General features: G+C 51.6%; 14 protein-coding genes. 11 read left to right on the top strand and 3 right to left on the bottom strand.

The features are described 5' to 3' along the window. Positions 1–69: 69 nt before the first annotated feature. The 10 genes from I2H39_RS24480 (at position 70) to I2H39_RS24435 (ending at position 12042) form a co-directional block, all read left to right on the top strand. A complete protein-coding gene (locus I2H39_RS24480) occupies positions 70–1776 on the top strand; it encodes a GspE/PulE family protein (protein ID WP_138306308.1) in 1707 nt (568 codons plus the stop codon). Between the two features lie 39 nt (positions 1777–1815). Beyond that, positions 1816–2172 carry a type II secretion system protein gene (locus I2H39_RS24475; RefSeq protein WP_195627733.1) on the top strand — a complete coding sequence of 119 codons (357 nt, stop codon included), beginning with the start codon at positions 1816–1818 and terminating at the stop codon, positions 2170–2172. Positions 2173–2226: 54 nt separating this feature from the next. Further along, a complete protein-coding gene (locus tag I2H39_RS24470) occupies positions 2227–2664 on the top strand; it encodes a type II secretion system protein (protein WP_330641109.1) in 438 nt (145 codons plus the stop codon). A 15-nt stretch (positions 2665–2679) separates the two neighbouring features. Then, positions 2680–4212 carry a cardiolipin synthase gene (gene cls, locus I2H39_RS24465; RefSeq protein WP_138306310.1) on the top strand — a complete coding sequence of 511 codons (1533 nt, stop codon included), beginning with the start codon at positions 2680–2682 and terminating at the stop codon, positions 4210–4212. Positions 4213–4327: 115 nt separating this feature from the next. Next, on the top strand, positions 4328–4825 hold the full coding sequence (locus I2H39_RS24460) for a hypothetical protein (protein ID WP_330641108.1): 498 nt from the start codon (positions 4328–4330) through the stop codon (positions 4823–4825). A 105-nt stretch (positions 4826–4930) separates the two neighbouring features. Next, entirely contained in the window at positions 4931–5683 is a 753-nt protein-coding gene (locus tag I2H39_RS24455; RefSeq protein WP_138306312.1) for a lysophospholipid acyltransferase family protein, read from the top strand. Positions 5684–5685: 2 nt separating this feature from the next. Then, entirely contained in the window at positions 5686–6822 is a 1137-nt protein-coding gene (locus tag I2H39_RS24450; RefSeq protein WP_195627732.1) for a bifunctional chorismate mutase/prephenate dehydratase, read from the top strand. 15 nt (positions 6823–6837) lie between these two features. Then, entirely contained in the window at positions 6838–8106 is a 1269-nt protein-coding gene (locus I2H39_RS24445; protein WP_195627731.1) for an ATP-binding protein, read from the top strand. Positions 8107–8218: 112 nt separating this feature from the next. After that, entirely contained in the window at positions 8219–9784 is a 1566-nt protein-coding gene (locus I2H39_RS24440; protein WP_138306315.1) for an exopolyphosphatase, read from the top strand. Between the two features lie 89 nt (positions 9785–9873). Continuing rightward, a complete protein-coding gene (locus I2H39_RS24435; RefSeq protein WP_347563789.1) occupies positions 9874–12042 on the top strand; it encodes an RNA degradosome polyphosphate kinase in 2169 nt (722 codons plus the stop codon). A gap of 73 nt (positions 12043–12115) precedes the next feature. Here the strand turns inward: I2H39_RS24435 and I2H39_RS24430 are convergent, their stop codons facing one another. Further along, positions 12116–13081, bottom strand: coding sequence for an aldo/keto reductase (locus tag I2H39_RS24430; protein WP_138306317.1), 966 nt, complete (start codon positions 13079–13081; stop codon positions 12116–12118). Positions 13082–13212: 131 nt separating this feature from the next. On the opposite strand from I2H39_RS24430, the gene I2H39_RS24425 reads away from it, so the two are divergent. Then, complete coding sequence (locus I2H39_RS24425; RefSeq protein WP_195627730.1) at positions 13213–14277, top strand: NAD(P)-dependent oxidoreductase; 1065 nt, start codon at positions 13213–13215, stop codon at positions 14275–14277. Positions 14278–14385: 108 nt separating this feature from the next. On the opposite strand, the gene I2H39_RS24420 is transcribed toward I2H39_RS24425, so the two are convergent. Together I2H39_RS24420 and I2H39_RS24415 are read right to left on the bottom strand one after the other, a co-directional pair. After that, the gene (locus I2H39_RS24420) at positions 14386–15117 is read right to left on the bottom strand and encodes a GntR family transcriptional regulator (RefSeq protein ID WP_138306319.1); all 732 of its coding nucleotides are present in this window, start codon (positions 15115–15117) and stop codon (positions 14386–14388) included. Between the two features lie 29 nt (positions 15118–15146). Continuing rightward, positions 15147–16001: a class II fructose-bisphosphate aldolase gene (locus tag I2H39_RS24415; RefSeq protein ID WP_138306320.1), complete on the bottom strand. Its 855-nt coding sequence runs from the start codon at positions 15999–16001 to the stop codon at positions 15147–15149. Positions 16002–16040 lie beyond the last annotated feature (39 nt).

The following is a 16040-nucleotide window of genomic DNA, read 5'->3' as shown; positions in this document are numbered from 1 at the left end:
AATACCTCGCTTCCATCAAAATCTGCTGTCTGGCGAAAGTATACCACATGGAAGGGAGAGGAGACAACAGTGCCAGAGAAAATACCCATAGAAAACCTGTTGATTGACAAGGGATATCTGACCCGGGAACAGATGGACCGCGCCATGCATTTTAAGGAGGGCAGGCCGGAACGCTCTGTTGAGGAAATACTGATGGAGTTCGGTTATGTGACAGAAGCAGCCCTCCTGGCCTGCGCATCGGCCAGGGACCATATGGAGGTGGCGCCTTCCGGCCGTCTCAGAACTGACCGGAAGGCAGCGGCCCTGGTTGAGCCGTCCTTTGCCATAAGGAACCGGATTCTTCCCATGGGATTTGAGGAAGAATGTCTGGTGGTGGCAGCCGCATATCCGGTGGACCCTGATGTGCTGGATGAGGTGGCCACCCTGTCCGGCATGGAGGTCAGGGCTGTGCTGGCGCCGGAAAAGGAATTGAAGAAGGCCCTCAGAAAAGCCTATGGAAATGCGCCGGAGCGTATCTATGGAGAGAATGGATATTTCCCAATGGAGACGCCGGGGACGGCGCCGGAGGGCTCCGGCCCAGAGCTGTCCTTTATGGAGCGGGTGGAAAGCGCTCCTGTGGTGCGTATGGTCAACGCGGTCATTGAAGATGCGTTCCATAAAAATGCCAGTGATATTCATGTGGAGCCGGGAAGGAAAGAGCTGGTTGTCCGCATCAGAATCAACGGGGACCTGATTGTCCATACTACACTTAAAATGGAATATCACCGTCCCATGATAACCAGGCTTAAGCTGATGGCAGGCATGGATATTGCTGAGAAACGCCTTCCCCAGGATGGAAAATACCATTATGAGCGGGGTGAGGTGTCCACGGACCTGAGAATCTCCACGCTGCCCTCCATCTACGGCGAGAAGGCAGTGCTCAGACTGCTGGGGAATGACAGGGATAATTCACTGATGGATATCCGGCGCCTGGGAATGGAGGAAGAGCAGAGAATTGTGTTTGAACATATCCTTAAGGCGCCTCACGGCATGGTCCTGGTCACAGGTCCCACGGGAAGCGGAAAGACAACTACCCTGTACGCTGCCCTGAACCGTATGGTGAAAAAGAAAATCAACATAGTCACGGTGGAGGACCCGGTAGAGAAAATCATGGAGGGAATCACACAGGTCCAGGTCAATCCCAAAGCCGGCCTTACCTTTGCGTCCGCCCTGCGTTCCATCCTGAGGCAGGACCCGGACGTAATCATGGTAGGTGAGATGAGGGACGAGGAGACAGTGGACATCGGAGTAAGGGCCGCCATCACAGGACATCTGGTCCTGTCCACCCTTCATACCAATGACTGCGCTTCCACGCTCCACAGACTCCGCAATATGGGAGTTCCTCCTTATATGGCGGCGGCTTCCCTTTCCGGCATTGTGGCCCAGAGACTGGTGAAGCTGCTCTGTCCCAACTGCCGCGAACCCTATGAGCCGGATGAGAGGGAACGCCGGATATTTGCAGAGCGCAGGGCAGATGTTCCAGACAGGCTGTGGAGGTCTGCCGGCTGTCCGCTCTGCGGCGGCACCGGGTATGTCAGAAGGACCGCGGTCTATGAGATGATGGATGTGGATGAACCCATTAAGGCCATGATACTTGACAACGAGCCTCTTTCATCCATAAGGGAATACCAGGAACAAAAAGGTTCCGTGCCTCTCAGAAACCATGTCCTGAGAATGGCTGCCAGCGGGGAGACAGATATGGAGGAGGCTGAGAAGATACTGTATTCCGTCCAGTAGGGAGCTGCAATCGTACAAAAGAAAAGAGGAGTCATGATAATGAACATACATATGAAAAAGGGAAAGAATAGAACCAAAGGATTTACGCTGGTGGAACTAATCTGTGTCATCGCCATACTGGGAATACTGGTGGCCATAGCAGTGCCGTCCTACCGGGGAATCCAGGATAAATCAGCGGAGCAGGTAGCCATTTCCAATGCCAGGTCAAACTATACCCTGGGAAAAGCGCAGCAGGACATGGTAGATGCGGGCGTAATGAAGGAGTCAGAGAAAAAGGAGTACCATTATGACAAAGATGGCAACAGCGCCTACTGGGAAGGGGAAATAAACGGTAAAACCTATAAAGCCTGCTATTACGGCAATACCGGGGAGGGCAAGATTGAGTCTGGAAATTAAGCCCCGAATGTGGTACAATGAGCCATTATCGGCGGCATATGCAGGAAGCGTAAGATGAGGAAAAAAGACATGAAGAAAAAGGGAAATTCCGCGTTTACCCTGGTGGAGCTGATTGCAGTGGTTGCAATCCTGTCCATACTGCTGTGCATCGCGGTGCCTAATATGATGAACTATATAAATGCTGCCCATGAGGCAACGGCAAAAACAGAGGCTCTGATTTGCGTGGATGCGGTCCAGCGTTACCTGAATGACGAGAAGGAGAAGGGGACGCTGACAGCAATGAAGCTAAACAGGCTTATGGGACTGGACCTCAGCAATCCCGACGGGCCGCTAAAGGATTATATTTCCGGAGGGCAGAAGGAGGCCAGAATTGTCTCCGTGGAGGCGGACATTCCCACAGGCCGTCTGAGTTGCCTGGAATATGGAAACCAGTACAGCACCGTGAAACTGAACATTGACGAGGAAGGAAATATAACGGAAGCAAAAGACTAGGAGAGAGGCTGTGGAATGGAAATAATCTGGAGTACGGTACTGACGGTATGGGGATGGCTGCTGGACCATCTGCTGTATATCAACCTGGCGTTTTCAATCATTATTATATTTTTTCAGCGCAGGGACCCCAGAAGTGTATGGACCTGGCTTCTGGCCCTGTATTTCATCCCTGTGTTTGGAATCGTATTCTACCTGCTCTTTGGACAGGATATGAAGAAGAGCAGGATGTTCCGCGTGAAGGAGGTCAGCGACCGGCTGAACCTGCCGGTGAAGAGCCAGGAGGATATCATACGCTCCGACGACATGCCCGAGGAAATGATGGACCCCATGTCCAGGGATTTTAAGAGCCTGATTATCTATAACCTGGAGACTTCGGGTTCCGTGCTTACCGTGAACAACCAGGTGCAGATATACACGGACGGCCAGGCCAAATTTGAGGCCCTGAGAAACGCCCTGCGCCAGGCCAGGCGGTTCATCCACATACAGTACTATATTATCAAGAACGATGAGCTCTTTGACTCCATTGTTCCCATTCTTCTGGAAAAGGTAAGGGAAGGGGTGGAGGTGAGAATCCTGTGCGACGGAATGGGCGGCCGGTTCATGCCGAAGAAGCGGTGGGACCAGATGCGCTGCGCGGGAATTAAGGTGGGAGTATTCTTCCCTCCCTTTCTGGGGTGGCTTAACCTGAGGGTGAATTACCGCAACCACCGGAAAATCGTGGTGGTGGACGGCACCACAGGGTTTGTGGGGGGATTTAATATAGGCCGGGAATATATATCCCGGGACCCTAAGTTTGGCTACTGGCGCGATACCCACCTGGAAATCAAGGGGGAGGCAGCCATCAGCCTTCAGATTCGTTTTGCCCTGGACTGGAACTATGTCACAGGTGAGAACCTGTTTAAGGAAATCCGGTATTTCGGGGAGGAAGCAGAGTATGCCAGACGCAGGCTGAACGGTCAGATACATGCTGTCTGGCCGGACCCGGACCATGTGAGCGAGATGGTCTGCATGCAGATTATCACCAGCGGGCCGGATACCAGGGAGCCTCATATACGGAATAATTACCTGGAGCTGTTCCACAAGGCAAAGCACCATATCTATATACAGACCCCCTATTTCATACCGGATGACGCCATTTTCTCCAGCCTTAAGATTGCGGCCCTTTCCGGGGTGGATGTGCGGCTGATGATTCCCTGCAAACCGGACCATCCCTTTGTGTACTGGGCCACCTGCTCCTATGCTGGGGAGCTTTTGGACTATGGCGCCAGGGTTTATGTGTATGAAAATGGATTCCTCCACTCCAAGGGTATCATGGTGGACGGAAGGGTAAGCTGTTATGGAACAGCCAACATGGATATACGCAGTTTTGAACTGAATTTTGAAGTCAATGCCACCATCTATGACGAGGAAGTTACCGGCCAGCTGGAAGAGGCGTTTATGAATGACCTGCCCCATTGCAGGGAAATCACTAAAGAGGAGTACAGGGACAGGAATATGTGGATGCGCATTAAGGAGCAGTCCAGCCGCCTGCTGTCCCCGCTTTTGTAGAGGCCGGCCGGGAGGATTTTATCAAGTCCTGAATCCGGGCGCAGGAACCCGGAAAGTTTTGGAAAAGCAGGCAACTGCGAATAGAAGGCAGCTTCCCGGGCCCATACTAATGGCTATGAGAGCGCAAACAGGACAAATCAATCACGAAAATAAAATATATGGATTACTCCTTAATTTCTGCAGATGCGGAATTGCAGGATGGTGTCTGGAGGTCATGTTCACCTCCGTGGATTCCATTATGGCCGGGGACTGGAGACTCATTGGCCGGACGTCCCTTATCATGTTTCCCATCTACGGTATGGGGGCCCTCCTGCTTCCAATTAGCCGGTTCATTGACAGCTGGCTCACAGGACTTCCGGGGCTGGAGGACGCGGGACAGGACAGACTCAGCCGCGCCGGCCGGGGCATACGCCACGGACTGATTTATATGGTGCTGATTTTCATTGCGGAATATATAACCGGCATATGGCTTACCAGCATAGGAATCTGCCCATGGGATTACTCCCTGTGGCCGGATAATGTGGGCGGGGTCATACGGCTTAAGTTCGCGCCGCTCTGGTTTATGACAGGCCTTTTATTTGAATATCTCACTAAGCCTAAGAACGGCGATTAAATAACAAACCTGGTTGGAAGGTATTGTATTTAAGCCGTTCTTTTTGATATAATGGAAAATAAACATTTCTTGACTTATAAATACGGATGTATAAAGGAGAAGGCAATGATACGTATCATATTGGTGGCGCTGACGATTGTACTGTACCTGGTATTTTCCATACCGGTACTGACCCTGCTTAAGTTCAGAGCCAAAAAGGACCCTGTGGGAGTGCAGGAAAAGAGTCTCAGCAAAATTCAGGGGATATTCCGCTTCATATTGAGGCTGTCAGGCGTTACATACGAGGTGCAGGGGCTGGAGAACATACCGTCGGACCGGGCCGTCCTCTATGTGGGGAACCATAGGAGCTATTTCGATATACTGGTGGGCTATATGACGGTTCCGGGTCTGACCGGGTTTGTGGCCAAGAAGGAGATGTTAAAGATACCCCTTCTGCGGACCTGGATGCAGAGAGTCAATTGTCTTTTCCTGGACCGTGTGGATATAAAGGAAGGCCTTAAGACCATACTGGAGGGAATCGAAAAAGTAAAATCCGGCGTATCCATATGGATATTCCCTGAGGGCACCCGCAATGAGAACCGGGAGCTGACAGAGCTCCTGCCGTTCCATGAGGGGAGCCTTAAGATTGCGCAGAAAAGCGGATGCCCTGTCATACCCGTGGCCATCACGGGGACGGCTGAGATATTTGAACAGCACCTGCCTTTCATAAAGCCCAGCCATGTGTGCATACGCTACGGAACACCAATCTATATCAAGGAGCTTCCGGCAGAAAGCCGTAAGTTTCCCGGGGCATATACAAGAGACGTTATATCAGGCATGCTGAAAGACATGAAGGAAGGACAGGAGCAGGAGAAATAACCATGGAGAATCTGGATTTACAGGAGATAAGGGGCCGGCTGGATGAGATAGACGCCGGACTGGTGGAGCTGTTTGAGAAACGGATGGAGCTGTGCGGCCAGGTGGCCGAATTTAAGATTGGGACAGGGAAGGCTGTGTACGACGGGCAGCGGGAAAAGCAGAAGCTGGAGGCAGTGGCTGCCATGGCCCGCAGTGAATTCAACAAAAAAGGGGTGCATGAGCTTTTTTCGCAGATTATGACCATCAGCCGCAGGCTTCAGTACCGCCTTCTGGCGGAGCACGGCATGGACGGGGATACCGGCTTTACCATGGTGGACGGGCTGAAACGGGAAGGCGCGCGGATTGTGTACCAGGGCGTGGAGGGGGCCTACAGCCACAGGGCCGCCCTCCAGTATTTTGGGGAAGATGCCGATGTATACCATGTCCCGGTATTTGAGGACGCCATGATAGAGGTGGAGGAGGGAAGGGCTGACTACGGAGTGCTTCCCATTGAGAATTCCCTGGCAGGGGCCGTGATTGATAATTACGATAATCTGCTGAAGCATGACATATACATTGTGGCCGAGACAAAGGTGGCTGTGGACCATGCGCTTCTGGGCCTGCCGCAAGCCACTCTCCGGGACATCAAACGGGTCTATTCCCATCCCCAGGGCCTGATGCAGTGCTCCGGGTATCTGGGCGCCCACAGGCAGTGGAGCCAGATAAGCGCGGAGAACACGGCCGGGGCGGCTAAAAAGGTGCTGGAAGAGGGGGATATAACCCAGGCAGCGGTGGCCAGCCCCACAGCAGGAGCCCTCTACGGCCTGAAGGTTCTGGAGGCCTCCATCAACAACAATAAGAACAATACCACCAGGTTCATCATTGTTGCCAGGACTCCCATGTACCGGAAGGATGCCGCCAAGGTCAGCATATGCTTTGAAGGTCTGCATAAAAGCGGTTCCCTGTATAATATGCTGGGGAACTTTATCTACAATGATGTGAATATGCTGATGATAGAATCACGGCCCATAGAGGGACGCAGCTGGGAATACAGGTTCTTTGTGGATGTGGAGGGTTCGCTCAGCGACCCGGCCATCCGCAACGCGCTGCTGGGAATCTCCGAGGAAGCAGTCAGCATGAGAATTCTGGGAAATTATTAGGGAGGCAGGAAGGCCATGGATATCAAAGATTTAGTAATATACAGAAACCTGGAGCACCAGGAGCTGTTCCGGGACATCGCCCATCTGATGGGGTATGCGCAGGGAGGACAGGAGCCTGACGGCGCATCCTGCGGGGGACGCCTTACGGAGCTGGCTGTTAAGTACGGATTTGAGGGAAACCTCTGGCATTGTTTCCTGGCCTTCTGCCTGGCGAACAATGAGAACGCATACACCACCACATGTGAGATAACAGGTGCGGCAGGAGGTTCCCTGGATGAACTGGCCAGGGAGGACTGCCGAATCTTCAAGGCCCTGTTTGATTATGATATACGAAACCTGGAACCCTCCGGCCTGTGGGCCCTTATGGAGGATTACAGGCCTGCCAGAAAGGACAGCCGGGTATTCAACCGCCGTGTCAGGGACCGGATTGTGAATCTGGCCGTACAGTTGGAGGAAGCAGCGGATGCAGGTGAGTTCCAGGACCATGTGGTGGAATTTTACAGGGAATTCGGCGTTGGAAAATTCGGGCTCAATAAGGCCTTCCGCATCATTGAGAAGGAGGAAGGGCAGCCTGTTATCATAGACCCCATCATCAATGTGGAGCACATATATTTTAAGGACATTGTGGGCTATGAGCTGCAGAAGCAGAAACTCATAGAGAACACCGATGCCTTTGTGGAGGGCAAGGAAGCCAACAATGTTCTTCTCTTCGGAGATGCAGGAACAGGCAAGTCCTCCAGCGTCAAGGCAGTGCTCAATGAATATTATGGCAGGGGTCTGCGCATCATTGAGGTATATAAGCATCAGTTCAAGGCGCTGTCCGATGTGCTGGAGCAGATTAAGGACCGTAATTATAAGTTCATCATCTACATGGACGATCTTTCCTTTGAGGACTACGAACTTGAGTATAAGTATCTGAAGGCGATTTTAGAGGGCGGACTGGGAAAGCGCCCCGGCAACGTACTCATCTATGCCACTTCCAACCGCCGCCACCTTATCCGTGAAAAGTTCAGCGACAAGAGGGAGCTGGATGACGAGCTTCACAACAACGACACGGTCCAGGAAAAGCTGTCCCTGGCCGCCAGGTTCGGGGTCACTATTTACTACGGCTCGCCGGATAAGAGGCAGTTTGAGACAATTGTAAAGGCGCTGGCGGAGCGCCATGGCCTGGACATGCCGGAGCAGGAGCTTTTTGCTGAGGCCAACAAGTGGGAGCTGAGCCACGGAGGCTTGTCTGGAAGGACAGCGGCCCAGTTTATAACCCATCTGAAGGCGAGACAGTAGTTTTTACGCAGATTTTACATAAGATTTACCGCCTTTCGATGTAAGATGGGAGGAGGACGATTATAATAACCATGAGTTAACCTATAAGGCAACCGATAAGGAGTTGAAAAAAGTGGCAGTTCGGACATTTGCGGCGATTGATGTGGGTTCATTTGAGCTGGAGCTGGGCATCTATGAGATGTCATATAAGACAGGTATCCGGCGTATTGACCATGTACGCCATGTAATAGCCCTTGGAAAAGATACTTACAGCACAGGAAAGATAAGCTATGGGCTGGTGGAGGAGATGTGCCAGGTACTGGAGGAATTTGTCCAGATTATGAAGTCCTATAAGGTAAAGGACTACAGGGCATATGCGACCAGCGCCATGAGGGAGGCGCACAACCGCCAGATTATCCTGGACCAGATTCGGGTCAGGACAGGGCTTACGGTGCGTATCATCAGCAATTCGGAGCAGCGGTTCATCAGTTATAAGGCCATAGCTGCCAAGGCAGCGGAATTCAACAAAATCATCCAGAAGGGAACCGCTATTGTGGATGTGGGATTCGGAAGCGCCCAGCTGTCCCTCTTTGACAAGGATTCCCTGGTGACCACCCAGAACCTGCCCCTGGGCACCCTTCGTGTGAGAGGGCTGCTGGCCAGGATACCGGCCACGGTGGAGGAACACAAGCAGCACATAGAGGAAATCGTGGACAATGAGCTGTTTACCTTCCGGAAAATGTACCTGAAGGACAGGGAAATTACCAACCTGATTGGCATCGGAGAGAACATCCTCTATATCATCAACCGGCTGGACCTTAAGACCTATGGGGACAAGATTGACGCGGCCACCATGAACCGTTTCTACGACCGCATGTGTCAGATGACAACGGACCAGATTGAGGAGCGCTTCGGGGTCAACAGCGAATACGCATCCCTTCTTCTGCCGAGTGTTGTGGTATATAAGCGGATTCTGGAGCTGACCGGCGCAGAGATGTTCTGGGTGCCGGGCATCCGTCTCTGCGACGGTATTGCCGCAGAATATGCCAACGACAATAAGCTGGTCCGGTTCAGCCACAATTTTGAGAATGACATTCTGGCAGCATCCAGGAACATTGCAAAGCGCTATAAGTGCCACACCAGCCATAACCAGGTGCTGGAGCAGTATGCCCTGGGTATATTCGACAACATGAAGAAATTCCATGGACTGGGACCGCGGGAGCGGCTGATGCTGCAGATAGCGGTGCTGCTCCATGCCTGCGGAAAGTTCATAAGCATAAAGAATTCCAACGAATGCTCCTATAACATCATTATGTCCACGGAAATCATCGGTCTGAGCCATCTGGAGCGGGAAATCATCGCCAATGTAGTACGGTATAATATCCGTGATTTCGACTATGACAAGGTGCAGCTGGAAACCCAGGTACACCAGGAGGAGGACAGCGGAATGAGCCGCAACGCCATCACCATCCTCATTGCCAAGCTGACAGCCATCCTGCGCCTGGCCAATTCCATGGACCGCAGCCACAGGGGAAAGCTGGTGGACTGCCGCATGGCTATCCGGGAAAATGAACTGGTAATCACCACTGGTTATCCCGGAAATATGGCGCTGGAGGCCGCATCCTTTGACCAGAAGGCGGACTTCTTTGAAGAGATATTCGGCATAAGGCCGGTACTCAGACAGAAAAGGAGGGTGTAGATATGGCAGAAGCAGCTGGAAAGCCTCAGGCAGCCAAAACCAAGGCTGAGAAGGCTAAAGCAGAGAAAAATAAAGCGGAAAAAACCGATATGGTAAGGGCGGATTCAGTCCCCATTGATTTTGCTGCGGACCCTACGAATTATGTTAACCGCGAGCTGAGCTGGCTGGAATTCAACTACCGTGTTCTCAGCGAATCCAGGGACAAGAGTATCCCTCTCTTTGAGCGCCTTAAGTTCCTGAGCATAACCGCCTCCAACCTGGACGAGTTTTATATGGTCCGGGTGGCCTCCTTAAAGGACATGGTACATGCAAAGTATACCAAGCCCGACATCGCAGGCCTGACGCCCCAGGAGCAGCTGGACCGAATCAGCGAGAGGACCCATGAGCTGGTGGAGATGCAGTATTCCACCTATAACCGTTCCCTGGTGCCTACCTTAAGACAGAACGGGCTGCGAATCATAACAGAGCATGAGGACATGACAGGGGAAGAGGCGGCATATGCGGACGAGTACTTTAAGAAGAATGTATATCCGGTTCTGACGCCCATGGCCTTTGATTCCTCCAGGCCCTTCCCGCTGATACGCAACAAGACCCTGAACATTGCCGCACTTTTGAAAAAGAAGAGCGGCGAGGATGAGGAACTGGAGTTCGCCATGGTGCAGGTTCCCTCGGTCATTTCCAGGATTGTGGAGCTGCCCAGGGAGATAGACGAGGACGGCAAGGAGCAGAGGGTGGTCATCCTTCTGGAGGAAATCATAGAGCGGAACATGCCTTCATTGTTCCTCAATTATGATATTGTGGCCTCCCATCCATTCCGCATCATGAGGAACGCCGACCTTACCATAGATGAGGAGGAGGCTGTGGACCTGCTGGAGGAAATCCAAAAGCAGCTCAAGAAACGTCAGTGGGGCGAGGCTATCCGCCTGGAAATCGAGGATAATGTGGATAAGCGCCTCCTTAAAATCCTCCGGAAGGAACTGTCCATCAACAGCCAGGATATCTTTGAGATTAATGGTCCCCTGGACCTGACATTCCTTATGAAGATGTACGGACTGGAGGGCTTTGAACTGTTCAAGGCGCCCCGGTATGTGCCCCAGCCCGTGCCGGCCCTTATGAATGAGGATGATATATTCACCAATATCAGAAAGGGCGATATCCTGCTTCATCATCCATATCAGAGCTTTGACCCGGTGGTAAACTTTGTGCGCAGCGCGGCAAGGGACCCCGAGGTCCTGGCCATCAAGCAGACCCTGTACCGGGTCAGCGGAAATTCGCCTATTATTGCTGCTCTTGCAGAGGCGGCGGACAATGGCAAGCAGGTGTCTGTGCTGGTGGAGCTGAAAGCCCGTTTTGACGAGGAGAACAATATCAACTGGGCAAAGATGCTTGAGAAGGCGGGATGCCATGTAATATACGGGCTGGTGGGCCTTAAGACCCACAGCAAGATTACCCTGGTGGTAAGGATGGAGGAGGACGGAATCCGCCGCTACGTACATCTGGGCACAGGCAACTACAATGATTCCACAGCCAAGCTCTACACGGACTGCGGCATACTTACCTGCAATCCCCAGATAGGAGAGGACGCCACTGCCGTGTTCAACATGCTGTCCGGTTATTCCGAGCCGCTGGCCTGGAATAAGCTGTCCGTTGCGCCGCTGTGGCTCAGGGGCAGGTTCCTGCGGATGATACGCAGGGAGGCGGAACATGCCAGGGAAGGAAGACCCGCCCACATCATGGCCAAGATGAATTCCCTGTGTGACAAGGAAATCATCACCGCCCTGTATGAAGCTTCCTGCGCAGGCGTCAGGGTGGAGATGATTATCCGCGGCATCTGCTGCCTTAAAGCAGGCGTGCCGGGACTCAGTGAAAACATATCCGTGCGCTCCATTGTGGGCAATTTCCTGGAGCACAGCCGCATCTTTTATTTCTTTAATGACGGAAGCCCTGAGGTATATATGGGCAGCGCGGACTGGATGCCCAGAAACTTAGACCGCAGGGTGGAAATTATGTTCCCGGTGGAAGATGATGTGTTAAGGGAAAAGGTTATCCATATCCTGGAGGTGGAGTTGGAGGACAATGTAAAGGCCCATATCCTGCAGCCGGACGGCAGCTACGAGAAGGAAGACAAGCGGGGCAAGGTCCTGGTTAATTCCCAGGAACAGTTCTGCCGCGAGGCCGTCCTTATGGCTCAGGAGTCCGCAGATGGGGAGGACCCGGCCAGAAGCAGAGTGTTTAAACCGGTTATGAGCAGTAATTAGAAAACTATGCCGCAAAGCGGGACGCGCTTTGCGGCATAGTTGTTTTCCGTTCAGCCCGCGCAGCCCGCTGTGTTTATGACAGTGAATCCAACTGCTCAACCGCCTGGTCAATCCTCTGTATCTCATCTGCGGTCAGCTGCCATGCCATGGCGGCCGTATTTTCAACCGCCTCCCTGGCATTCCTGACACCGGTCAGGGATGTGTTGATAAAGCTGTGCTGGACGGTCCAGTTGATTGTTACCTGTGCAACAGGCACCTGGCGCTTCAGGGCGATTTCATCCAGCACCCCGACCAGCTTCATAACCCGGGAGAATTTTGGCTCCACAAAGAAATCGTAGAAACCCAGACGCGCATCCCCGGGCTCAAAGTGGGGAAGCTCCCGGATGGACCCGGTAAGGATGCCGGCTCCCAGGGAACCGTAACCCATGGTGGCAACACCTTTCCCGTGATACTTCTTTAATAATTGTTCCTGGCTTCTGTTAACCATGGAATATGGGAACTGGATTACATCCAGCACACCCAGGGTGTACAATTGTTCAAGGTCATTATCTTCAAAATTGGAAATGCCGGAGAAACGTATTTTGCCGGCTTTTTTAAGTTCCTTTAATGTATCAGCTGTTTCTTCCAGGGGTGTATTGACATCGGGCCAGTGAATCAGGTAGATATCAATATAATCCGTCTGCAGGCGCATCAGGGACTCGTCAATCTGTTTCATGATGCTGTCATGGCTGCTGTCACGGACAGCGCCCTTCTTAAAATTCTTTGGCCCTTCCTCCCAGCGGATACCGCATTTGGTCAGCAGGGTGACCTGGCTGCGTTTTCCGGATGCCAGAGCCTTTCCCACAATTGTCTCTGAAGCCCCTCTTCCATAAGTAGGCGCCGTATCAATGAAGTTGACACCGCAGTCTATCATGGTATGTATGGCCTCAATTGCATCCTTCTCATCCACGGGTCCCATATCTTTTCCGCCCAGGGCCCAGGTTCCTACTGAGATTTCCGATAACTCCAAACCGGTACTTCCAAATTTCTTGTAGCGCATCTGTAAATCCTCCTTCTATAAATTGTATTTATATTATATCTTAAATAGAAACTAAAAGCAACAAAATAGAACATTTAAATTGACAAAAGCAATACAATATTTTAAGATAGTATATAGAAGGAGGGACAAATATGTTACGATTGCTGTGTACGGCGGAATTTGATGACGGATGGACAGAAAAATTCAGGAAACTGGTGGACATGGACAGGGTTGGGTTCAGCCTGGACAAGGACCCGAAAAAGCGGATGGGAAAGGAACAAATCACAAAAGCTCTTAAGGGATACGATATCCATATATCAGGATACGAAAAACTGTCGGAGGAAGTACTGTACCAATGCCCTGATTTAAAGCTTATACTGAGTGTACGGGACGGGCCCGAGGAAAATATAGATATTCAGGCGTGTACCAGGCTGGGAATACCGGTTTTGTTCAGCAGCGGCCGCTGTGAACGCTCGGTGCCTGAATTTACATTTCTGGCAATGATGATGATGGCAAAGCCGGTGCTGTCAGCAACCCATGTGTTCCGGACGGAAAAGTGGACGGAGAAGAATGATTTGAGGCTCAGGAGAATCAATGAGTCCTCCACGGAACTGTCAGGAAAAACAGTGGGAATCGTGGGACTGGGAAGAAATGGGATGGGGCTGGCCGCCAGATGCAGGGCTTTTCAGATGCATGTGGTAGGTTATGACCCCTATGTGGATAAAAAGCGCTCCGATGCATTGCAGATTGAATTGACAGCATTGGAAACGCTGTTTTCCGTATCTGATTATATCGTATTAATGGCCCGGGTTACAGATGAAACAAGGCATATGATAGACAGAAAGCTTCTGGGAATGATGAAACAGGACGCGTGTCTGGTCAATACGGCCAGGGCTGCCCTGGTGGACAGCCAGGCGCTGGAGGATGCGCTTAAAGAGGGGAGAATCAGGGCTGCTCTTGACGTGTTTGACCAGGAACCCCTTCCGGAAGACTCGGCTCTGTACACGATTCCCCGGGAACGTCTTCTGCTGACGCCCCATCTGGCCGGGGTCAGTGAGGAACGGATTGTATATCAGTCAGAAAAACTGTACCAGGCCCTGGCTCTTTATCTGGGCGGCCAGCTGCCGCCCAACATTGCAAACAGGGAAGTGTTTGACAGAGCTGTTTTCAGGGACCGTGGAGGCATCCTGTACGGATGCATGCATAGGACTGCCTGAAATACAAGGCAGGTCCTTACAAATCATATGGAATGACAGATAAGAGAACACCGCATCAGCGCCCTTGTTACGGGAGCTGATGCGGTGTTATTTTACAGACTTTGTTATTTATGGCCTTTGCACTTTATATGAATAAGGAATCACATTGGTCAGTATGTCGTTCTGCTGGTATTCCACAATATCGCCGGTGGATGAATATATGGTGCTGGTGGTGTGGAGCAGAGGCGTGCGGATGGGTACCTTTAAAAGTTCCGACTGGTTTTTTGAGACAGTGCCCGTGGTCACCACCTGTACTGTTTTGACGATTTTTATCTGGTAATCGGATTCCATGATTTCATACAGGGAATGGTCTGTCAGCAGCCACGGATTGAACTGCGGAAAAAAGGATTCAATCAGATAGAGATGCTGAATGTTAAAGGGTACTTCATCAGCATACCTGAGGCGCAGGATTTCCAGCAGCGGTGTGTTCACTTCGCAGTTCAGGGCATGGCCCAGCTTACTGTCCGCGTTGATTCGCGAAAAAGACAGTATTTTAGAGCTGGGCTTTATTCCGGATTTGACCATTTCCTGGAACAGGCTGTAAGGCCGGTCAAACCCGGTGTCAAATTTGGAATAGACCACATAGACCCCTTTGTTTGAATGGCGTTCCAGAAGACCCTCGGCAATCAGTTCATCAATGGATTTGCGCAGGGTGGTGCGGCTGATGTCGTATAAACTGCAGAGCCACTTTTCATTTGGAAGCCTTTCGTTGTATTTATATGTTCCGTTTAATATCTTATTCCGGATATCCTGTACAATCTGAGAATACAGGGGAAGTGAACCATTAGAAGCTGTTTTCATATAATCCCTATTCCTTATAATCCATATTCTTACATGGGTTGTGTGCCGAAAAGTTCCATTTGTTCCCTGGCTATGCCGATTACTGTATTTAATGCCCTGTCAAAGAGGTTTACATAACGGCAGCGGCCATCTGTCTCATCAATCATCTTGCGCATGGAGGCAATGGTTGCCAGGGACATACCGGTGAAGAAGTTGATTTTGTTGATTCCGCCAGCCACTGCTTTTCTGAAGTCGCTTTCAGGAAGTCCGCTGCCTCCGTGCATGACAAGGGGAACATCCACCATGCTTTTAATTTTGGCGAGCCGCTCAAAATCAAGGTTGGGTTTGCCTTTATAAACGCCGTGGACCGTTCCAAAGGCAATGGCCAGTGCATCGATTCCGGTTGCCTCTACAAATGCAACCGCATCCTCGGGCCTGGTAAACAGGTCCTCCTTTGCCACACTGCCCTCCACGCTGCCCTCCGGGGCCGCCACATGGCCGATTTCGGCCTCCACGCTGACGCCGCAGGCATGGGCGACTTTGACCACCTGCCGGGTCTTTTCGATATTCTCTTCAAACGGCAGCTTGGAGCCGTCAAACATAACAGAGGAGCAGCCTGCATGAATGGCACGGTAGCATTCCTCAACGGATGCGCCGTGGTCCAGGTGGTAACAGATGGGCGCTTTGGCCTTTTTAATCCGGCTCAGGTTAAAATCCAGGAATGCGTCAGCCTCCTGGCGGTCAAAGGCAAATCCGGGAAGCATCAGGATAACTGGAAGACCGGTCTGCTCGGCTGCCTCAATGATGCCTTCCGTCAGGGTAAAATCCATGGTATCAAAGGCAGCTACCGCATAGTTTTTTTCGTTAGCAGGTGCAAGAATTTCTTTTAAGGTTACAAGTGACATAATTTTCCTCCTTTATTTTAAAGCATGGGCAGAGTTTTG

The organism is Clostridium sp. 1001283B150225_161107_B6 (assembly GCF_015556325.1).
Taxonomy (GTDB): Bacteria; Bacillota; Clostridia; order Lachnospirales; family Lachnospiraceae; genus Enterocloster.
Note: the sequence above shows the minus strand (reverse complement) of the source record. Positions and strands in the feature narration are given on the sequence as shown.